The 21,071-nt window shown below is 67.2% G+C and carries 17 protein-coding genes and 1 pseudogene; 12 read left to right on the top strand and 6 right to left on the bottom strand.

Annotated elements, in window-relative coordinates; genetic code table 11:
* Positions 1-52 precede the first annotated feature (52 nt).
* On the top strand, positions 53-2,017 hold the full coding sequence (locus AB2U09_RS03860) for a 3-hydroxyacyl-CoA dehydrogenase/enoyl-CoA hydratase family protein (RefSeq protein WP_459191371.1): 1,965 nt from the start codon (positions 53-55) through the stop codon (positions 2,015-2,017).
* A gap of 24 nt (positions 2,018-2,041) precedes the next feature.
* Here AB2U09_RS03860 and AB2U09_RS03865 read toward each other — a convergent pair whose 3' ends face one another.
* From AB2U09_RS03865 to AB2U09_RS03875, 3 genes are all read right to left on the bottom strand, one after another.
* Positions 2,042-4,003, bottom strand: a complete 1,962-nt coding sequence (locus AB2U09_RS03865; protein WP_459191372.1) for an ABC transporter ATP-binding protein — start codon at positions 4,001-4,003, stop codon at positions 2,042-2,044.
* A 125-nt stretch (positions 4,004-4,128) separates the two neighbouring features.
* A complete protein-coding gene (locus AB2U09_RS03870; RefSeq protein WP_459191373.1) occupies positions 4,129-4,320 on the bottom strand; it encodes a hypothetical protein in 192 nt (63 codons plus the stop codon).
* Positions 4,321-4,416: 96 nt separating this feature from the next.
* Positions 4,417-7,299, bottom strand: coding sequence for a DEAD/DEAH box helicase (locus tag AB2U09_RS03875; protein ID WP_459191374.1), 2,883 nt, complete (start codon positions 7,297-7,299; stop codon positions 4,417-4,419).
* Positions 7,300-8,048: 749 nt separating this feature from the next.
* Here AB2U09_RS03875 and cysE point away from each other — a divergent pair.
* The 4 genes and pseudogenes from cysE to AB2U09_RS03895 all read left to right on the top strand — a co-directional run.
* A pseudogene (gene cysE / locus AB2U09_RS03880) lies at positions 8,049-8,582 on the top strand (serine O-acetyltransferase); the annotation flags it as partial.
* Positions 8,583-8,832: 250 nt separating this feature from the next.
* Entirely contained in the window at positions 8,833-9,435 is a 603-nt protein-coding gene (locus AB2U09_RS03885) for a DNA-3-methyladenine glycosylase family protein (RefSeq protein ID WP_459191375.1), read from the top strand.
* A gap of 212 nt (positions 9,436-9,647) precedes the next feature.
* Entirely contained in the window at positions 9,648-10,652 is a 1,005-nt protein-coding gene (locus tag AB2U09_RS03890; protein WP_459191376.1) for a transcription initiation factor IIB, read from the top strand.
* 67 nt (positions 10,653-10,719) lie between these two features.
* Complete coding sequence (locus AB2U09_RS03895) at positions 10,720-11,034, top strand: DUF8152 family protein (RefSeq protein WP_459191377.1); 315 nt, start codon at positions 10,720-10,722, stop codon at positions 11,032-11,034.
* 55 nt (positions 11,035-11,089) lie between these two features.
* Here AB2U09_RS03895 and AB2U09_RS03900 read toward each other — a convergent pair whose 3' ends face one another.
* Both AB2U09_RS03900 and AB2U09_RS03905 read right to left on the bottom strand, forming a co-directional pair.
* On the bottom strand, positions 11,090-11,755 hold the full coding sequence (locus AB2U09_RS03900; RefSeq protein WP_459191378.1) for an HD domain-containing protein: 666 nt from the start codon (positions 11,753-11,755) through the stop codon (positions 11,090-11,092).
* Positions 11,756-11,828: 73 nt separating this feature from the next.
* Positions 11,829-13,172 (bottom strand): putative ATP-dependent zinc protease, encoded by a 1,344-nt coding sequence (locus tag AB2U09_RS03905; RefSeq protein WP_459191379.1) that lies wholly within the window; start codon positions 13,170-13,172, stop codon positions 11,829-11,831.
* 161 nt (positions 13,173-13,333) lie between these two features.
* On the opposite strand from AB2U09_RS03905, the gene AB2U09_RS03910 reads away from it, so the two are divergent.
* From AB2U09_RS03910 to AB2U09_RS03930, 5 genes are all read left to right on the top strand, one after another.
* Positions 13,334-14,383 (top strand): succinylglutamate desuccinylase/aspartoacylase family protein, encoded by a 1,050-nt coding sequence (locus AB2U09_RS03910; protein ID WP_459191380.1) that lies wholly within the window; start codon positions 13,334-13,336, stop codon positions 14,381-14,383.
* Positions 14,384-14,622: 239 nt separating this feature from the next.
* The gene (gene sdhC / locus AB2U09_RS03915; protein WP_459191381.1) at positions 14,623-15,015 is read left to right on the top strand and encodes a succinate dehydrogenase, cytochrome b556 subunit; all 393 of its coding nucleotides are present in this window, start codon (positions 14,623-14,625) and stop codon (positions 15,013-15,015) included.
* A gap of 3 nt (positions 15,016-15,018) precedes the next feature.
* Positions 15,019-15,384, top strand: a complete 366-nt coding sequence (locus AB2U09_RS03920; protein WP_459191382.1) for a succinate dehydrogenase hydrophobic membrane anchor subunit — start codon at positions 15,019-15,021, stop codon at positions 15,382-15,384.
* A complete protein-coding gene (locus AB2U09_RS03925; protein ID WP_459191383.1) occupies positions 15,381-16,268 on the top strand; it encodes a succinate dehydrogenase/fumarate reductase iron-sulfur subunit in 888 nt (295 codons plus the stop codon). Before AB2U09_RS03920 ends, AB2U09_RS03925 begins: the two co-directional genes overlap by 4 nt.
* Before the next feature lie 2 nt (positions 16,269-16,270).
* A complete protein-coding gene (locus AB2U09_RS03930) occupies positions 16,271-18,094 on the top strand; it encodes an FAD-binding protein (RefSeq protein ID WP_459191384.1) in 1,824 nt (607 codons plus the stop codon).
* Between the two features lie 277 nt (positions 18,095-18,371).
* Here AB2U09_RS03930 and AB2U09_RS03935 read toward each other — a convergent pair whose 3' ends face one another.
* Entirely contained in the window at positions 18,372-18,971 is a 600-nt protein-coding gene (locus AB2U09_RS03935) for a hypothetical protein (RefSeq protein WP_459191385.1), read from the bottom strand.
* A gap of 210 nt (positions 18,972-19,181) precedes the next feature.
* Here AB2U09_RS03935 and AB2U09_RS03940 point away from each other — a divergent pair, with 210 nt between their 5' ends.
* Positions 19,182-20,297, top strand: coding sequence for a Gfo/Idh/MocA family protein (locus tag AB2U09_RS03940; RefSeq protein ID WP_459191386.1), 1,116 nt, complete (start codon positions 19,182-19,184; stop codon positions 20,295-20,297).
* A gap of 44 nt (positions 20,298-20,341) precedes the next feature.
* Positions 20,342-21,064, top strand: coding sequence for an alpha/beta hydrolase (locus tag AB2U09_RS03945; RefSeq protein ID WP_459191387.1), 723 nt, complete (start codon positions 20,342-20,344; stop codon positions 21,062-21,064).
* Positions 21,065-21,071 lie beyond the last annotated feature (7 nt).

Here is a 21,071-nt window from a genome sequence, read left to right on the forward strand (position 1 = left end):
TTTACAGATGAGAGAAACCTTGAAACGGCAGCCGAGAGAGGGTACACACGCTATGAACTTCGAGGATATCGAACAGGTCGCAGTCCTGGGTGCCGGCAACATGGGCCACGGCATCGCAGAGGTCGCGGCGCTTGCGGGCTACGACGTGGCGATGCGCGATATAAAGGAAGAGTTCGTCGAGGACGGCTACGAGAACATCGAGTGGTCGCTCGGCAAGCTCGCCGAGAACGGCCAGATCACCGAGGAGGAGGCCGACGAAGTCCTCCACCGGATCGAACCGCTCGTCGACTTCGAGGCGGCCGTCGAGGACGCCGACGTGGTCATCGAGGCCGTCCCCGAGCGGATGGACATCAAGAAAGACGTGTACTCGGAACTGGAGGAGTACGCCCCCGGCGAAGCCATCTTCGCGACGAACACCTCCAGCCTCTCGGTCACCGAACTCTCCGAGGTGACCGAGCGACCCGAGCAGTTCTGCGGGATGCACTTCTTCAACCCGCCGGTCCGGATGGCGCTGGTCGAGGTCATCCGCGGCGAGCACACCGCCGACGAGACGCTCGACGCCATCGAGCAACTGGCGGAGGCCTTCGACAAGACGCCCGTCCGCGTCCGCAAGGACTCGCCGGGCTTCATCGTCAACCGCGTGCTCGTCCCGCAGATGAACGAGGCCTGCTGGCTCGTCCACGACGACGTCGCGACCGTTGCGGAGGTCGACTCCACGACGTCCTTCGACATGGGGCTCCCGATGGGCGCGTTCGAACTCGGCGACCAGGTCGGCCACGACGTGACCCTGCACGTCCTCGAGTACCTCAACGAGGTCCTCGGCGAGGCCTACGAACCCTGTCCGCTCCTCGAAGCGAAAGTCGAGTCCGAGGAACTCGGCAAGAAGACCGGGAAGGGGTTCTACGACTACGAGAACGGCGGCGTCGACATCCCCGCCGACGCCGGCCGTGAGGACGTGGAGGCGCGCCTGCTCGGCGTGATGGCCAACGAGGTCGGCAAGCTCGTCCAGAACGACGTCGCGCCCGTCTCCGACATCGACGAGGCGATGCTGCTCGGCGCGGGCTTCCCCGAAGGCCCCGGCAAGCGCGCCGACGCCTACGGCCTCGACGAGCTGGTCGAGGCCCTCGAAGACCTCCACGAGGAGACCGGCGCCGCTCGCTACGAGGTGTCCGACGGCCTCCGGAACGCGGCAGCGGAAGGCGGCTTCTACGGCGGCGACGAGGAGAGCGAGACCGTCTCCTTCGAACAGATCGAGGTCGGGGTGGACGAGCGGGTCGGACGCATCGAACTCGACCGCCCGGCGCGGATGAACACCATCACCACCCAGATGCTGGACGAGATCGACGCGGCGATCGACCAGTTCGACGAGGACGAAGCCGTCCGCGCCATCGTCGTCGAGGGCGCCGGCGACCGTGCGTTCTCCGCTGGATTCGACGCGGCGAGCGCAGCCCCGGGTAGCGGTCTCGAAGCCAGCGAGATGTCCCGGAAGGGCCAGCGCGTGTTCGGCCGCCTCGAAGAGGTCGGTATGCCGGTCGTCGCCGCCATCGACGGTTACTGCCTCGGCGGCGGCATGGAACTCGCCACAGCCGCTGACATGCGCATCGCCAGCGAGGGCGCCCAGTTCGGCCAGCCCGAGCACAACCTCGGCCTCCTGCCCGGCTGGGGCGGCACCCAGCGACTCAAGCACATCGTCGGCGAGGGCCGCGCCAAGGAGATCATCTTCACAGCGCGCAACGACTACGACCCCGAGACGATGGCCGACTACGGCTTCGTCAACGAGGTTCTCGCCCCCGACGAGTTCGACGACCGCAAGTGGGAACTCGCCCGCGACCTCGCCGCCGGCCCACCCATCGCCCAGAAGCTCACCAAGCGCGCGATGCTCGCCGGCCGCGACGACACCGACGCCGGTCTCGAACTCGAAGCCTCGGCGTTCGGCCACCTGTTCACGACCGACGACGTCTGGGAGGGGCTCGCGGCCTTCCAGCAGGACCGCGAACCCGAGTTCGAAGGGAAGTAACGGAGAACCGCGTTTCCGCCCTTTTCAGTCGTCTTCCGCCGCGTCGAGCGCCTGCTGAGCGACCCGTTCGCTCGCCTGCTCGACGAAGTCGTCGGGGAGTTCCTCGATCTCGCCGGCCTGTACCCGCCAGAGGTTGGCGTAGAGGCCGTCTTCGTCGAGGAGGTCTTCGTGGGAGCCGCGCTCGACGATCTTCCCCTGCTCGAGGACGAGGATCTTGTCCGCGTCGCGGACCGTCGAGAGGCGGTGAGCGATGATGAACGTCGTCCGGTCGGCGGCCAGCTCGTCGATGGAGCGCTGGATGAGCATCTCCGTCTCGGTGTCGACCGCCGAGGTCGCCTCGTCGAAGATCATGATCGCCGGCGACTGGAGGATGGTCCGCGCGACGGCGACGCGCTGGCGCTGGCCGCCCGAGAGCTTGACGCCGCGCTCGCCGATGTCGGTGTCGTAGCCCTCGGGGAGATTCTGGATGAACTCGTGGGCCTCGGCGCGCTTGCACGCCTCGACGACCTGCTCGCGGCCCGCGTCGAACTGCCCGTACTTGACGTTCTCCGCGATGGTGCCGTCGAACAGGAAGTTGTCCTGGCCGACGTAGCCCATCGACCCCCGCAGACTGGCCAGCGTCACGTCGCGCACGTCGTGGTCGTCGACGCGGACAGCCCCCTCGTTCACGTCGTAGAGGCGCAGCAGGAGCTTGACGATGGTGGTCTTCCCGGCGCCGGTCGGGCCGACGAGGCCGACGGTCTCGCCGGGTTCGACGTCGATGTCGATGTCTTCGAGGACGGTCTCGTCCCCGTCGTAGGCGAAGGTCACGTCGTCGTACTCGACGTGGCCCTCGACGTCTTCGAGGGCGACAGCGTCGGGCTTGTCCTGGATCCGGACGGGCAGGCTCATCAGGCCGAGGATGCGCTTGGTCGAGGCCTTGGCGTCCTCGTAGCGCTCGATGATGTTGCCCATCTGCGCGAGCGGGTTGACCAGCCGCTGGGTGAGCAGAAGGAAGGTGACGAGGGTCCCGGCGGTGAGCTCCCCGTAGTTGCGACCGAAGAGGGTGAAGTCGTTGGTTATCGGTCCCGGTGGCCCCTGGAGGAGCCAGATACCGCCGACGATGAACGTCGCGATGAAGGACAGCGACGTGAGCACGCGCAGGCCCGGTCGATAAACGAAGGAGAGCCGGAGCGCCAGCCAGTCGAGTTTGAAGTACCGATAGGAGTGGTCCTCGACGCGCTGGTCCTCGTACTCCTCGGTGTTCGAGGACTTGATCACCTGAATGCCGCCGAGGTTGTTCTCCAGCCGGCTGTTGAGGTCGCCGACGGACTCGCGGATGTCCGCGTAGCGCTCCTCGGCGAGGCGCATGTACCAGAGGGTGAACACGGCAGACAGCGGGATCACCAGCAGCGTCACCGCCGCGAGCTGGGGGTTGAGCCAGAGGAGGATGACGGCGGTCCCGCCCATCAGCACGATGAGCTGGATCAGCTCGCCCATCATCGAGTCGAGGAACTGCTCCAGCCGGTTGGTGTCGTTCGAGAGGATGGAGATGAGTTCGCCCGTCTGCACCTCGTTGAAGAAGTCCATGTCGAGGCGCTGCATCTGCTGATACGTGGCGGTCCGGGCCTCGTGTTTCACGCGGTGAGAGAAGAGGTTCAGCGACGACGCCCTGACGAAGATCAGGACCGCTTGCCCGACCATCGCGACCCCCATGGCGACGATGGCGAACCAGAACTGCTCCATCTCGGTCTTCGGGAGCCACGCGGTGGGGACGAACGGGAGCGTGAAGGGGGCGCTGTCGTGGAACAGCGCGTCGATGGCCACGCCGAGGAGGACGGGCGGGACCAAGGAGAGAAAGCGAGAACCGATGCTCGCCAGAACCCCCACGACGAACCACCGGCGGTTCCCCTCCCCGAACTGCATGAACAGCTGCCACAGCGGATGCTCGATATCCTCTCGATGCTGGCGTATGTACTCAGAATCTATCGCCTGATCTGTGCTCACGGGTTAGACTGTCACGCGTGTTAGCCACCGGGTCGCAAAAAGGGGGCGGTCGTCCACAGTCTTTCCGGTAGTTTCGCCGCTCCGTCCGGCGCTCGGCGCCGTCGCCGTCACCGAGTGGCTGTAGATCAGCACATCTCACCCAGATCCCGCCAGTCTTCGGTGTGGAGGCCGATTTCGAGTTCTCGGCCGCACCGTTCGCAGTAGAAGCTCCCGCTGCGTCGGTCGGGCGGGAACTCCGTCGACTCGTCGTGTTCGTCGCAGGACACACGGATCCCGCGTTCTGCGCCGTCCAGGAGTTCGACCGAGTAGCTTGTCATTCGAGCACACACCCTCCGGGACGGGCGAAGATAAATCCGCGGCCGGCAAGCCCGCGCTGTCGGTCGGCAGTCGGACGACCGCCGAGGCCGTCCGAGTCAGTCCCAGAAGCTCCGCGTCCGGGCGTACTCGCGCTCGCGGCGGAGGATGTCCCGGTAGAACTCGTCTTCGTCTTCGCGGAGCTTGTTGATGATCCGCGCCGCGTTGCGCGGGCCGACGCCGCGGGCGGCGAGCGCGACGATCGCCTGCTTGCCGTGGGTCTGGACGAGGCTCGCCGACGTGTAGGCGCGCTCGGTCATCTTCTCCTGCTCGTCGTCTTTCTCCGCCGCCTTCACCGCCGAGACGACCTCGTCGGCCCACGGATTCAGCGCGGCGATGCGGGTCGACCCGCACTCGGGACACTCCGGCTGGTCGCGGATCCGCTTGACCGGCTTCTTGCGCTCCCAGTCCTGGCAGTGCAGGCAAAAGAGTATCATCCGGTCGTTCTGGATGCGCTCGCGGACGGTCTGGATGACGCTCGCGTCGGCGTGGTCCGGCGAGAGCAGTTCCTGCCCGGCGCTGCGCCCGCCGAGGCCGATGGGCGTCCGCTCGCCGAGGAGTTCGACCGAGAGGTCGCCGGACTGGACCCGTTCGAGGATGTCTGCGGCCCCCGCCACGTCGAGTTCCTCGTGGAGCATCTCGCGGACCGCCTCGTCGTAGACCGGCGTCCCTTCCAGCGCGTCCATGAGCCGGTCGCGGCCGAAGCGGTTGCTGCTCCCGCGACCGCGCCAGCGCTTGAGCGCGCCGAACTTCGTCGCGACCTGCGCGACCTTGAACTTCAGCGAGTCGGCGTTCTTCAGGCTCAACTCGATGAGTTCCGGCAGGTGATCGGGGTCGGTCTCTTCGAGCACTTCCAGCACGTCGGTCGCCGACACGTTCCGCGGGACCTCCAGCTCGATCCGGTATGGGTCGATCTCCATCCCGACCGACGACCCGGTACGCTGGCCGAGCAGTGCCGACAGCAGGCGACCGAGCGTCTCGTTTATCTTGTGGCCGAACGCGGCGTTGACGACGAGTTCCCGGCCGCGGAACTCCACGAGGAGGTCGCGGTCGGTCGGGATCGCGTGTTCGTGATTCGCGACCTGTTCGAGACCGCCGGCGATCGTGTCGGCGTCGCCGTCGTAGCGGCTGGTGAACTCCCGGGCGACCGACTCGACCGGCGCGCCCGACTGGAGCTGTCGCCCGGCGATCCCGCGCATCTCGCCGACTTCCTGCGCGACGGCGTAGGGGACGGGGATCTCCTGGCCGGTCCACGACGGCACCTCGCCGCCGGGGTCCTCGACGGGCGAGACGGTGACGGTCTCCTCCTCCTCGTCGATCTCGGTGATGCGCCACATCTCGCCGCGCTGGATGAACACCTCGCCGGGGGTGGCGAAGTTCACGACGAACTGCTCGTCGAGCGTCCCCACGTCGCGGCCGCTGGCAACGTCCTGAACGCTGTAGGTCGCCTCGTCGGGGATCATCGAGAGGTTGTGGTAGAAGTACTGCCACGTCCCCCGACGCTTCTGGAGCTCGTCGGTGTCCTCTTCCAACCAGACGACCTTGTTGCCCGCGAGCTCCCGGACGACGGATTTGAACTCCCGCTCGGACAGGTCGCGGAACGGGTACGCTCGCGTCATGATATCGTAGGCCCGCATCGCCCGAATGTCCCCGAAGTCCATGACGAGCCCGGCGATCTGGTTGGCGACGGTGTCGAGGCTGCCGTCGTGGATCTGGGCCGACTCGACCTCGCCGGCGCGGGCCTTCCGCGCGATGGCGAGCGCTTCGAGCGTGTCGTCGGGGTGTGAGGTGACGATGGTGCCGCGCGAGACCAGATCACGGCGGTGGCCCGCCCGGCCGACGCGCTGGAGGAGTCGCGTCACCTGCCGCGGGCTGTTGTACTGGATCACGTGGTCGACGTGGCCCACGTCGATACCGAGTTCCATCGACGACGTACAGAGCAGCCCGTCGAGTTCGCCCGCCTTGAACTCGTCTTCGACCTCGATCCGCGATTCCTTGGCCAGCGAGCCGTGGTGGACGCCGATATTCGCGTCGAGTTCCTTGAACCGCGAGCCCAGCGCCTCCGCGAGTTGCCGAGTGTTGACGAAGACGAGGGTGGAGTCGTACTCCTCCACCAGATCCCGGATGTACCGGACGTGACTCGCGAAGTCGGGATCGGTCATCAGTTCGCCGCCGAGCCGTTCGTCCTCGTCGGTGACCTGCGGCGAGCGGACGCGCACGTCGAGGCGGCTCCCCACGTCGATCTCGACGATCTCACACCCTCTGTCGCCGGTCAGGAACTGGCCGACCTCGTCGGGGTCCCCGACCGTCGCCGAGAGGCCGATCCGCTGGAAGTCGTCGGCGAGTTCGAGCAAACGCTCCAGCCCGACGGTCATCTGTGCGCCGCGCTTCGACACCGCCAGTTCGTGGACCTCGTCGACGACGACGTGGTCGACGTCGGCCAGCGCGGTCCGTAGCTTCGATCCCGTGAGCATCGCTTGCAGCGTCTCGGGCGTCGTGACGAGCACGTCCGGCGGGTCGTTGGCCTGCTTCTGGCGCTGGTAGTCGGTCGTGTCGCCGTGGCGGACCTGCACGTCCAGGTCCAGCCGGTCGCCCCACCACTCCAGCCGCTCGCGCATGTCGCGGTTGAGCGCTCGCAGCGGCGTGATGTAGAGCGCACCGATGCCGAAGTCGTCGGTCCCTTCGAGCGCGTCGAAGACCGGGAGCATCGCCGTCTCGGTCTTGCCGGTCCCCGTCGGCGCGACGACGAGGACGTTCTCGCCGTCGACCAGCGGCGGGATCGCCTTGCGCTGTGGCTCCGTGGGCGTCGTGAACCCCCGTTCGGAGAGCGCCGCGCGAACCTCCGAGCCCAGCGCGGCGAACGCCCCCGGGTCGCCGTCGTCGGCGCCACCGCTCGACCCGCCGACGGCCTCGGCGTCACCCGCTGCTCCGGCGTCTGTCATCGCCCGCGCTAGGGATTTGAACCGATTAAGCCCGCCGGTTTCCAATGTAGTTCCGCGCCCGGTTCGACAGGATTCCGGCGCGCGCTGTCGAGCGTGCCCGCCGCTTGGCGGGCCGCTCGAAATAGTCGTGCGAGGGATGAGCGACCGCAGGGAGCGAATCGGCTGGGGAGGCCTGTGGGCCGTTGCGGTGCTGTGCGGGTCGGTGCTGTTCCTGGTGGACTGAAAGGGCGAGGCGTGCTCGCGTTTATGCAGTCGTCTGCGCGGGCACTATCCGCGCGGTTCGAGAGAGCTTCGCTCTCTCGTCACTGAGCGAATCGGAAATTCGCGAGGTCTGCGAGAGCTGTGCTCTCGCCCGATCCCGAAAATCTCTGATTTTCGGAGACAGCGACCGCGAGCGCGCCGAGGGCTTTCAACTCACAGCAGTTCCTGCGGGAACACCCACTGCTAGCGATCCCGCCGATTGTTTTCAACGCTCACTGTCGAGTGCAGCAACCGCTTCAGCTAGCGAGCTGGTCGCGAGCAGTTCAATACCACTGAAACAGAAACCCACTGCTAGAACGGCTCCGGGAGAGTGTCGCACGATTTAAGCCACTGGGAAATCGAGGAAGAGACATGCACAACGGGCGCTCGCGCTCGTCCGGTCGCACGGCTCCCGACCAGCCGAACAGTGTTCGGCGTCGCTGTTGTTGAGCGCCCGCTCTTTTCGTTCGTATCGCTCGTTCGACTCACATCGCTCACACCCACACATCATGTTCGACAGACTCCGCGAGGACGTTCGCACAGCCCGTGACACCGACCCGGCCGCAAAGAGCACCGCCGAGGTGTTTCTCTACGCCGGACTGCACGCCGTCTGGGCCTACCGGCTGGCCCACTGGCTCTGGACGCGCGAACTTCACTTCACGGCGCGACTCGTCTCCCAGGTCGCCCGCTTTTTCACCGGCGTGGAGATCCACCCGGGCGCCGAACTGGGCCGGCGGGTCTTCGTCGACCACGGGATGGGCGTCGTGATCGGCGAGACGGCGGAGGTCGGCGACGACGTGGCGATGTATCACGGGGTGACGCTGGGCGGCGACGACCCGCAACCGGTCAAGCGCCACCCGACCGTCGGCGACGGCGTGACGCTCGGCGCGCAGTCGACGCTCGTGGGCGACATCATCATCGGCGACGGCGCGACGGTCGGCGCGGGGGCCGTCGTCGTCGAGGACGTGCCGCCGGGCGCGACCGTCGTCGGGAACCCGGCAAAAATCGTCGACGAGGACGGCGAAGGTGGCGAAACGGCCGACACCGAATCGACGGGCGAGGAGACGCGAGGCGGCCAGTCCGAGGACGCACCGGCGGACGCCATCGAAACTGACCGGGACGGCGAGGAAGAGACGGCGACGCCCGCCGATCCGCCGGCGTGCTGCGGGACGGCCGGTCGAGCCGACTGACGGGCTGATCTCCTGCCGAGACCGTGTCGTCACTCGACAAGTGTGAGCGACGGCTGGTACGGTCCGAAACGGCCTTCCGCGCCCGTCTCCGATCCTTCCGGCGATGACAGCGGATCCCATCGAGGCGCTCGCCGAGGACGTGATCATCGGCCCGCTCGTCACCGAACACGGGCGGCTCGAGCTCGAACCGGCAGAGGACCTCTACGAGCGGCTGGTGATCTCCTTGCTCCGCCAGCAGGTGTCGATGGCGTCTGCGGCGGCGATCCAGGAGCGGCTGTTCGAGGCCGTCGAGGTCACGCCGGAGGGCATGCTCGGCGCCGACCCCGAGGTTCTGCTCGACGCGGGGCTCTCGGAGGCGAAGGCCGACTACGTCAAGACGGCTGCACAGGCGTTCGTCGACAACGGCTGGGATCGGAAGGCGTTCGCCGAGATGAGCGACGACGAAGTCAGGGAGGAGCTCACGGCGATCCACGGGATCGGACCGTGGACGGCGAACATGTTCCTCATGTTCGGGCTCGCGCGGGAGGACGTCTTCCCGGTCGGCGACCTGGGGATTCGCAAGGGGATGGAACTGCTGTTCGACGAGGAGCTGACTCGCGGCGAGATGGTCGACGCCGCCGAGCGCTGGCGGCCATACCGCTCGTACGCCTCGCTGTATCTCTGGAACCACTACGAGGACGGCGAGACCGAGGTCGGCCGGTCCTGAAAGCAGGCTAGATAGGTTTGTCTGAGCGACGCGGAGAGTCGCCGACAGCGCTTCGAACCGGCTGTTCAGAACACTGCCAGCATTAAAGCCTGCGAAAGTTTTAAATACCTTTCGCCCTAACTACGGGTTAGGTGGAGCGGTTCCCGGATTTTTCGGTTATCCCGCCGGTAGCCCCCGCCCTCCCGTCCTGCGTCCGCGCAGGTGATACTATCATGACAGACACACGCATCTCAACCGGTGAGACGGAAACTCGCGTATCGACCCCGGAGACGCGAACCGAGGCGGAGTCCGAGCAGTCCGCGGAGGCGTCGACCGAGCAGCAGGTCTGTCCGGAGTGCGGCGGCTCGCTCGTCACCGACGACACCCGCGGTGAGACGGTCTGCGAGGACTGCGGCCTCGTGGTCGAAGAAGACGAGATCGACCCCGGGCCGGAGTGGCGAGCGTTCAACCCGTCGGAGAAAGACGAGAAGTCCCGCGTCGGCGCGCCGACGACCAATATGATGCACGACAAGGGGCTCTCGACGAACATCGGCTGGCAGGACGAGGACGCCTACGGGAACTCGCTGAACTCGAATCAGCGCCAGAAGATGCAGCGCCTGCGCACCTGGAACGAGCGCTTCCGCACCCGTGACTCGAAAGAGCGCAACCTCAAGCAGGCCCTCGGCGAGATCGAGCGAATGGGAAGCGCGCTCGGTCTGCCCGAGAACGTCCGCGAGACCGCCTCGGTCATCTACCGCCGCGCGCTCGACGAGGACCTGCTCCCGGGTCGCTCCATCGAGGGCGTCGCGTCGAGTGCGGTCTACGGCGCCGCTCGACAGGCCGGCACGCCGCGCAGCATCGACGAGGTGGTCGCGGTCAGCCGGATCGACGAGATGGAGTTCAAGCGGACCTACCGCTACGTCGTCCGCGAACTCGGTCTGGAGATCGAACCGGCCGACCCCGAGAGCTACGTCGGCCGCTTCGCCTCGGATCTCGACATCTCCGAGGAGGCCGAGCGCCGCGCCCGCGAACTGCTCGACACCGCGAAGGACGCGCAGGTCCACGTCGGCAAGAGCCCGGTCGGCCTCGCCGCCGCCGCGGTCTACGCAGCGCCGCTGCTGTGCAACGAGAAGGTCACGCAGGCCGAGGTCAGCGAGGTCGCCGACATCTCCGAGGTGACCATCCGCAATCGCTACCAGGAACTGCTCGAAGCCGCCGACCAGCCCGCGATGGCCTGACGGAGCGACGCGATGACCCTCGCCTCCGGGCCCCAGTTCCAAGGGGCCGCCCCGACTATTTTGTGACGTGACTGACGATAGCGACGACGAACTCGCCGAGCGCGTCGAGCGACTGCACGCCGAACTGGAAGCGACCGAAGAGCGGCCCGTCCAGCGCGCCGCGAGCCGCTGGATCGGCGAGGCGCAAGCGGTCGCCGGAGACGCGAGCGAGCTCGCCTCGACCGGTGGACCGAGCGATACTGTCCGCGACCGAGTCGGCCACGTCCGCGACCTGCTCGGAGAAGTCGAGACGACCGGCGACGAGGTGGCCGACGAACGGGTCGCTGCGGCTGTCGCGCTCGCCAAGGAGATCGTCGACGAGGGCGAGCCCGACGGGGACTGATCGGCCCTCCGACGGGCTGTCCCGACCGATATCCGGGCTGTGACCGAGGAGCAGTTTACCGCTCACCCTCGACGCCGATCTCGCGGCGGAACTGTGCGAAGAAGTCGTCCATGAACTCACGCCGGGAGGCGCCGAGCCGGCGTCCGGGCTCGGTGTACAGCGCGTCCAGTCGCTCTTCGGCCCACTCGCGGAGGAGTTCGACGTCGGGGCGGTCCGGCTCGTCGCCGTCGTAGGCAGAGGCGTCGTCGATCACGGCGTAGGCGTCACCGCTTCGTCCCGAACGTTCCCCCACGATACAGGCCAGCCGCACGACCCCGCGAGCACCAGCGGCGTCCAGCTTGTCCGCGTCGAAGAGCAACTTCGCCTCGGGCGTCTCGGGCTCCGGCGAGGAGGCCCGGATGCTGTGCGTCCTGATACACCGCTCGACGGCGTCGACCGTCTCGGCCGCCACCCCTTCGGCCACGAGCCGCTCCGCCGCGGTCGTGGCGCCCCAGCGGTCGTGATCGTCGATCTCGCCCGTTCGTTCGAGCGGGCGGCCGATGTCGTGCAGCCACGCCGCCGCGGCGAGGACGTCGCGGTCGACCGACTGCTCCAGCTCGTCGGCCAACCGGAGCGACAGGTCCCGGACGCGTCTGGCGTGGAAGCTGTCGTGGGCGGGGAGGGCGTCGTCGTAGTACGGCGCGGATATCCGTCTGGCGAGGGGACCGAGTTCGTTCGCCATGTGGCCGACAAGCGGTCAGATCGGTGAAAAGATAGCGATCGCGGGGCGGCGAGAGGGCCCGCGTTCGCTCTCGTTACTCCTCGGCTTCGACTTCGGCGTCAGACTCCCGATCCGCCTGCCGGCTCACGTCGACCTGATAGTCGCCGAGGATGTCCCGGCCGAGGATGACGGGGTAGTTCATGTGGCTGCGGTCCTCGACGCTCGCGGTGACGGTGTGGCGGGTACCGCCGACGCCGACGACGACGTCCACGAGCGGCCGGCTCTTGGAGTTCTTCGAGGAGCCCGAGCGGACCTTCGTGATGGACTTGATGGGGCCGGCGCCGATGTTAGCCGCCAACTGCGTGTCGATGCTCGTCCGCGCGGCGCCCGTGTCGGACTTGGCGACGACGGACTCGGACCCGCTCGTCCCGATGATCTGGACCTCTTCGGTGTAGCCGATGGTGACCTCCTCTTTCGGGCGGCTGGCGACCGGCGCCGGCTTGCACGCCGGCACCGAGTCGTCCAGCACGTTCGCCAGTTCATCGACCCGCTCGTCGTCGACGCTTCCCCCGGCGCGCTCGATGGCGAGTCGCGCGATGTACGGCGCCGGGCTCTTCCCGGTGGCCTCGAACAGGCCCTTGAACCCCGCCGTCGGGTTGACCTCGAGGACGTACCAGCCGTCGGCGCCCTCCATGAGGTCGACGCCGGCGTAGTCGAGGCCGACGGCGTCGATGGCCTGTTCGGCCGTCTCGATGACCTCGGCGGGCACGTCGCCCGCGGCGTCCTCGACGGAGCCACCGAGCGCGACGTTGGTCCGCCACTCGTTCTCGGGGGCGTAGCGGAACATCGACCCGATTACCTCGCCGTCGACGACGTAGACGCGCAGATCGCGGGTCGGCCCCTCACCGCGGTCGAGCAGCTTCTGGAGGAACGCGTAGCGGTCGCCGACGCGGGCGTTCACCTGGTCACCGGCCCCGACCTTCCAGGTGCCGCCGCCGTTCGTTCCGATGGCGGTCTTGAAGACGGCCTCCTCGCCGAAGGACTCGCGCTCGGCGTTCAGCCGGTCCGTCGATAGTGCGAGGAGCGCGTCGGGGACCTGCACGTCCGCGTCGGTCAGCGCCACTGCGGAGGCGACTTTGTGCATCGACGTGAGCGTCTTCGCGGGCTCGTTGAGGACCGGGACGAGCTGTTCGAGCGTGTTCGCGAGCCCGAGTTCCTCGCAGGGTTCCCCCGACTTCGAAAGCAGCAGGCGGTTCGCGATGACGTCGACGTCGGGTTCGAGGGTCACCTCGTCGTCCTCGATGCGGACCGTCGTGTTCTCCCGGCGGAGCCACTCGGGGTCGTGGCCCAGCGCCTCGACCGCGTTGAGAATCGCTTTCGTCTCCTTGCTGTTGTGGAGACTCAACACCCCGACCGAAACCGAGTCAGAAGTCGACATACCCGATACAACTCGTGGACCGCCGATAGACCTAACGGTCGCCCTCTCGGGTTCTTCGCCGTGATCTGACGGCGAACGGAGGTGACAGGATGGTCGTGTCCGGTTATCGACCGGTCGACTCGGGCCGCCACACGTTTCACTCCCCGGCCGTAGTGGCAGACATGGACGAGGCCGAGCCGTTCACCTACGACGGCGGTCGGGTCGACCCGGGTGGACGAGCCAACGTGCGCTACTCCGTCAGCGAGACGTACCTCGGCGATCCGGTGCGGATCCCCGTCACCATCGTCGTCGGCGAGCAGCCGGGACCGACGGCGTTTCTCAGCGCCGCCGCCCACGGCGACGAACTCAACGGCGTCGAGGTGGTCCGCGAGGTCGCCCACGAGTGGGACCTCTCGGACCTCCGCGGGACGCTCATCTGTCTACCCGTACTGAACGTTCCGGGATTCATCGCACAGGAGCGGTACCTCCCCGTGTACGACCGCGACCTCAACCGGTCGTTCCCGGGCAAGGAGGGCTCGACCAGCGCCAAGCGGATGGCCCGGCGCATCTTCGACAACTTCATCGAACCCTGCGACTTCGGCATCGACCTCCACACCTCCACCCGCGGGCGGACGAACATGCTCCACGTGCGAGCCGACACGGAGGATCCATCCGTCGAGCGCGTCGCGAAGGCGTTCGCGGCGAACGTCATCATCGACGGAACCGGCGCCGAGGGGACGCTCCGTCGGGAAGCCAGCGAGCGCGGCACGTCGACGATCACAGTCGAGATGGGCGAGGCCCACCGCTTCCAGCGGGAGTTCATCGACCGCGCGCTGGTCGGGGTCGAGAGCGTCCTCGCGGAGTTCGAACTCCTGCCGACCGAGCAGGTTCGCTGGCCCGGCTGGCGCACCGTCGTCGAGGGGTCGAGCGAGAAGACGTGGCTCCGCGCCGACGCCGGGGGTCTCGTCGACATGCACGCCGCCCGCGGCGCCGTCGTCCGCGAGGGCGAGACGATCTGTACCATCGCGAATCCCTTCAAGACCGAGCGGATGACCGTCGAGGCGCCCTTTACCGGGCTCCTCGTCGGCATCCTCGAGAATCCGGTGGTCTACCCGGGCAACCCGCTGTGTCACCTCCTCAAACTCGACGGGAAGACCCTCGCCGCTATCGAACGCAACGGCGGGACCGGAGTAGCACGGGACCCGACGCCCGAATCCGTCGCCGAAGAGTGAGCCCGATTCGCCGCCCGTGGAGGAGGCCGACGGCAGTCGGTTCCCCGCGGGCGAGCGGGGACGGTCGGCGCGCCGACGGACGTGTGACATTCCGATTTCACGTCGGTCGTGATAGCTCCCGAAAAATACGGAAATACCGACTGAAACCGGCCGGTCGTGGACGCCTGTGAACGTGTTCGGCGGCCGAAACGGGCCGGTGTAGAAACTACTATACCCCCCGCCGCCTTTGCGCCCGGTGTATGAGCGAGACGTACGACCGCGGAGCGGTCGAGGACTTCGGCCGGTGGCGGGAGTTCCAGCCGGGCATGTGGGCCTGGATCTTCCACAAGTTCACCGGCTGGGTGCTCATCGGCTACCTCTTTACGCACATTGCCGTGTTGAGCACGGCGACCGCTAACGACCCGACCGTGTACACGAACACGCTCCAGGGACTCGAGGAACTGCTCGTCGTCCGCGTGATGGAGGTCGGCCTGCTGTCGGTGGCCGTGTTCCACATCCTCAACGGCGTGCGGCTGCTGTTCGTCGACCTCGGGTTCGGGCTGGAGAACCAGGACAAGAGCTTCTACGCGTCGCTCGTCGTGACGGCCGCCATCGTCGTCGCGAGCGTGCCGACGTTCCTCTCGGGGGTGTAATTCATGGCACAACACTACTCCTCGTTCGAGCGCGGCGGCACGAAGTGGCTTCTCCAGCGGCTGACCGCGGTCTTCCTGATCGGCGTCCTCGCGTTCCACTTCTTCCTGCTGCACTTCGTCAACCACGCCGCGGAGATCACCTTCGCCGGCACCCAGGCGCGGATGAGTCAGGTCGGCTACTTCGCGACGATGTGGCTGTTCCTCGTCACCGCGACCTTCCACGGCGTCAACGGCGTCTACAACGCCCTGATCAACCAGGGACTGACCGGCACCCGCAAGAAGGCAGTCGGGGCCGTTTTGGCGCTGGCGAGTTTAGCACTGATCGTTCAGGGAACCCGCGTGGCGCTCGCGATGACTAACCTACTATGAGCACGCAAATCGAGCAAGACCAGACGGAGGAAGAGACCGAGGCCGAGGCGGCCGAGACCGAACAGCCCCATCAGGAGTGCCGGCTCTCGGAGAAACGGGCGCGCGCCGAGGCCCGAGAGCGCGAGGAACAGGCTCTCGAGGAAGTCCGGGACGCTGACAACACCGTCCAGATCAAGGTGTTCCGCTACGACCCCGAAGTCGAGGGCAAGGAGGAGCCCCGCTTCGACGACTTCTCCGTCCCCTTCTTCAAGGGGATGACCGTCCTCGACGCGCTCATCTACGCCCGGGACCACTACGACTCCTCGCTCACGTTCCGCCACTCCTGCCGACAGGCGGTCTGCGGTTCGGACGCGCTGTTCATCAACGGCCAGCAGCGCCTGGGCTGTCAGACCCAGATGGCCGACCTGGAGGACCCGGTGCGCGTCGAGCCGCTCCCCCACCAAGACGTGGTCAAGGACCTCGTCGTGGACATGGAGCACTTCTACGACCAGATGGAGGCCGTCGAGCCGTACTTCCAGCCCGACGAGTTGCCCGACGGCGAACTCGAAGAGCAGCGCCAGACGCCGGAGAACCGCGAGAAAGTCAAGATGTCCACGCGGTGTATCTGGTGTGGCGCCTGTATGTCCTCGTGTAACATCGCCGCGGGCGACAACCAGTACCTCGGCCCGGCGGCCATCAACAAGGCCTACCGGTTCGCGATGGACGAGCGGGAAGGCGAGATCCAGAAGGAGGACCGACTGGAGATCATCGAGCAGGAACACGGCGTCTGGCGCTGCCAGACCCAGTTCTCCTGTACCGAGGTCTGCCCGAAAGACATCCCGCTCACCGAGCACATCCAGGAACTGAAACGCGAAGCAGTCAAGTCCAACCTCAAATTCTGGTAACCATGCACGAACACGACGTACTCGTCGTCGGCGCCGGCGGCGCCGGCCTGCGAGCAGCGATCGCGGCTCACGAGGAAGGGGCGGACGTGGCGATGGTCACGAAGCTCCACCCCGTCCGCTCGCACACGGGCGCGGCGGAGGGCGGCATCAACGCCGCGCTCCACCCCGAGGACTCCTGGGAGCTGCACGCTTACGACACGATGAAGGGGTCGGACTACCTCGGGGACGCCCCCGCGGTCGAGACCTTCGCACAGGACGCGCCCGAGGAGGTCATCCAGCTCGAACACTGGGGCATGCCCTTCTCGCGCGAGGAAGACGGCACCGTCTCCCAGCGGCCGTTCGGCGGCCTCAGCCACCCCCGGACCACTTACGCGGGTGCCGAGACCGGCCACCACCTGCTGCACACGATGTACGAGCAGGTCGTCAAGCGGGGCATCACCGTCTACGAGGAACAGCAGGTCCTCGATCTGGCGGTCACCGACCACGACGACGTCGAGGACCGCGAGTGTCACGGCGTCGTCGCCTACGACATCGCCAGTGGCGAGATCGAGGGCTACCGCGCCACCAACGGCGTCATCCTCGCCACCGGCGGCCCCGGTCAGGTCTTCGACCACACCACCAACGCGGTCGCCAACACCGGCGACGGGTACGCGATGGCCTACCGCGCCGGCGTCCCGCTGGAGGACATGGAGTTCGTCCAGTTCCACCCCACCACGCTCCCCTCGACGGGCGTCCTCATCTCCGAGGGTGTCCGCGGCGAGGGCGGTATCCTCTACAACGACGACGAGGAGCGGTTCATGTTCGAGTACGGCTACGCGAACAACGAGGGCGAACTCGCCTCCCGCGACGTGGTCTCCCGCGCCGAACTCACGGAGGTCAACGCGGGCCGCGGCATCGAGGACGAGTACGTCCACCTCGACATGCGCCACCTCGGCGAGGAGCGCATCATCGACCGCCTCGAGAACATCCTCCACCTCGCGGAGGACTTCGAGGGCGTCGACGGCCTCGACGAGCCGATGCCCGTCAAGCCCGGCCAGCACTACCAGATGGGCGGCGTCGAGGTCAACGAGAACGGCCACACCTGCATCGACGGCCTCTACGCCGCGGGCGAGACGGCCTGCGTCTCCCTGCACGGCGGGAACCGCCTCGGCGGCAACGCCTTGCCCGAACTCCTCGTGTTCGGCGCCCGCGCCGGCAAGCACGCTGCCGGCGGCGACATGAAAGAAGCCGAGATCTCGACCGGCCCGAGCGCCGAGAGCGAGGCCGGCGAGATTCCCGAAGGCGTCGACGTCGGCGCCGTCGGATCGACCGACGAGCACGTCGCGGCGGACGGCGCAGCAGTCGACGCCCAGTCGGTCGTCGAAGCGGAGGTCGAGCGCCAGCGCGAGCGCATCGAGCGGCTCCTCGAAGAGGACGGCATCAACCACGCCCACGTCCGCGACGACATCCAGGAGACGATGACGGCCAACGTCAACGTCTTCCGCCGCGAGGAGAACCTCAAGGACGCCCTCGAGGACATCCGCGAGGCCCGCGAGCGCTACCAGCACGTCGCCGCGTCGGACCCCTCGCGCACCTACAACACCGACCTGATGCACACGATGGAGACCCGCAACATCATCGACGTCGCCGAAGCCATCACGGTCGGGGCCCTCGCCCGCGAGGAGTTCCGCGGCGCCCACTGGCGCGAGCAGTACCAGTTCCGCGACGACGAGAACTGGCTCAAACACACCATGCTCGCCTGGAACGACGGCAACCCGCGCCTCTACTACAAGCCCGTGCTCCTCGAAGGCGAGAAAGAGTACGAGCCGAAGGAACGGTCCTACTAAACCATCTAGTTACCATCTTTTTCGCTCGGGGTTTCCTCGCGGCCGAAGGCCGCTGCGGGAACCCCCGAGCCAAAAACATGGGTGAAAAAGGCCGCTCGCGCTTCGCACGAGCGGCGAACCGGCGCCTGCGGCGCCGGATGCTGGAAGTCCGCATCCGCTTACGAACTCGATAGGCTATCCCCGACGCAGTCGCTCTATAGTACCACGATCACCCACAGAAAGCGGTCAGTGCCGCTCGCTGTAACCTCACGTCAGCGGTCCCACCTCCTTTGTTCGGCTATTCTTCGTCGGATCCGTCGTCGCTCTCGTCGACGATCCAGTCCTCGCGGACGCGCTTGGTCCCGGAGTCCGTCTCGATGATGAGGACGTTGTAGTCTTCCGTCCCGGTCTTGACGCCGGTGACCGTGCCGGTGCTGGTGCCGTAGACCGAGGAGTCGGGGCCGGCGACGTGGAAGGTGACCTCCTCGCCGCGCTCGACCGGCACGTCGCCGAAGCCAATTGGCGAGCGGGGCACCGAGCGCCCGCCGCCGCGATACAGCGGCTCCGTGCGGGTCCCGTTCCCGTCCGAGGACGCTTCCGCGGTCGCCTCTTCGTCGCTCTCGCCGACTCGGCGGCCGAACCCACAGCGTTTGGTCTCTTCGACGACGACCTGTTGGACCGTCAGCGTCGGGTGGGTCCGCTTCCACTCCTCGAGTACGGTCTCGAGTCGGGAAGCCGTCAGGTCGTCGCGGGCCTTGACGTCGATCTCGAAAGTCCTGATCGAGCGCTCACCCGTTCGGGACTCGCAAACGACTTTGGCCTCGAAGACGCTCTCCGATCTGTTCTTTGCCTGTCTCTCGTACTCAAATTCGGATCCGTCGACAGTTATCGTAGGCATGTCGATAGCTCAGCTGTTGTAACGTTGGTGAGAAGTCAGTGATATATCTTATTGAACTCGTCTGGTACGACGGGTATTCAGATCGATGAGACTCGATTTCCAAGTGATAACTCCGGGAACCGGGATCAGTCACTACGCCACTACACGTAGGCTGAGCGTCGTGAAATCGACCGAAAGAGGCTTAGCGGCGTGGTATGACACTGGTGATCAATGCCCGAAACCGTCGCAGTCGTCGGAACCGGCCCGGACCCCGAGAACCCCACCGTCGAGGGGTTCGCGATGGGGTACCGCCACGCCGAGTCGTTCGAGAGCCAGCCCGACTGCGAAGTCGTCGCCTGCGCCGACATCGTCCCCGAGAACGGGGAGGCGTTCGCCCGGACCTTCGATCTGCCCGACGAGCGCGTCTTCGAGGACTACGAGGCGATGATCGAAGCGGTCGAACCCGATATCGTCACCGTCGCGGTGCCGCCGCAGATCCACGAGGACGTCGTCGTCGACTGCGCGCGCAGCGGCGTGGTTTCGGCGATCCACGCCGAGAAGCCGATGGCTCACAACTGGGGGTCGGCCCAGCGGATGGCACAGGCCTGCTGGCGGCGGGACGTGCAGCTGACCTTCAACCGCCAGCGCCGCTTCGGGAAGCCCTTCAGCGAGGCGAAGCGGCTCGTCGACGACGGCGAGATCGGCGACCTGCAGCGCGTCGAGACGACGTGGAGCGACCTCTACGACACGGGCGCGCACACCATCGACCTGACCGGCATGTTCGCCGGCGATCCCCATCCGGAGTGGGTCATCGCCCAGATCGACTACCGCGAGGAGGACGTCCGCTTCGGCATGCACCAGGAGAACCAGGCGTGGGCGCTCTGGGAGTACGAGACCGGCGTGCAGGGCGTCATCTCCGGAGGACCGGGGAGCGACTTCGCCGACGCCGCGCACGTCCTCCGCGGCACCGACGGCGAGATCCGCATCGACAGCGAGACCGGAAACATGCTGGAGATCCGTCGCGCCGGGGACGCCGAGTGGGAAGCGATCGACGTGGACGGCGAGACGCTTCACGGGACGCCCACCGACGGCGACCGCTACGGCAGCGAGTACATCGACCGCGCGGCCGCCGAGGTGCTCGCCGCACTGCGCGAGGACCGCGAATCCGAACTCGGCGCCCGGAACGGGCTCAAGACCGCCGAGATCATCTTCGGCGCCTACGAGTCCGCCCGCAAGCGCGGCCGCGTGGACTTCCCGCTCGACGCCGAGGACAACGCCTTCGAGGCGCTCGTCGCGGCCGGCGAACTGGCCTGCCGGCCCGGAGAGGACGACGAGAGCGGCGACTGAGGAGGGCCACGGACTTTTGAGGATTCCGGCCACACCCCTCGCACATGGAGTTCACGGAGTTCGGCGACGGCGACGAGCGCGTCCTCTTCATTCTCGGGTGGGGAAACCGACCCCATCACGAGAACGTCCGCTGGCTGGTCGACGAGTTGGTCGAAGCGGGGTACACGGTCGACGTCGGGACGATCCCCGACCACGGCGACGACTTCGCGGCCCAGTACGTCCGGCCGACCCAGCGCCGCCACGACGCGACCGATCCGGACAGGGTCCTCTCGCACAGTACCGGGGGACTCGTCGCCGCCCACCTCGACTCGGAGGCGCCGCGGGTCTACCTGAGCCCCTGGTGGGGGATGGCCGGGGAGTCGGGCCCCCTCCAGCGGCTGCTCGTCTCGTTACCCATCGAGCGGCCCGTGATTCCCGTCTCGATGGATTCCGACGCGCTCGGCGACCTCGCGACGGAGGCACAACTCGCCGACGGCCCGGACCGCATCGCGCCGGCGTTCCTGCGGACGGTCGCCGAGGCGCAAGAGCGGCTGCCGCCTTTCCGCGAGGACAGCGTCGTGTTCTGCTCGCTCTCCGACTCCGTCGTCGGTGTCGACGCCATCGGCGAACGCGCTACGGCCGAACGGACCGTCCTCTACGACGGCGGGCACGAATTCTTCACCTCCAGTTCGCGGGACCGGACCGTCGAATGGGTCCTCGCTGCGCTCGCGGACGGCCCGGATGCGCTGGCGGGGCCCGTACGAGCCGAGCAGTCACGGCCCGAGTGACGGGGGT

Source organism: Halosimplex yunnanense, assembly GCF_054504345.1.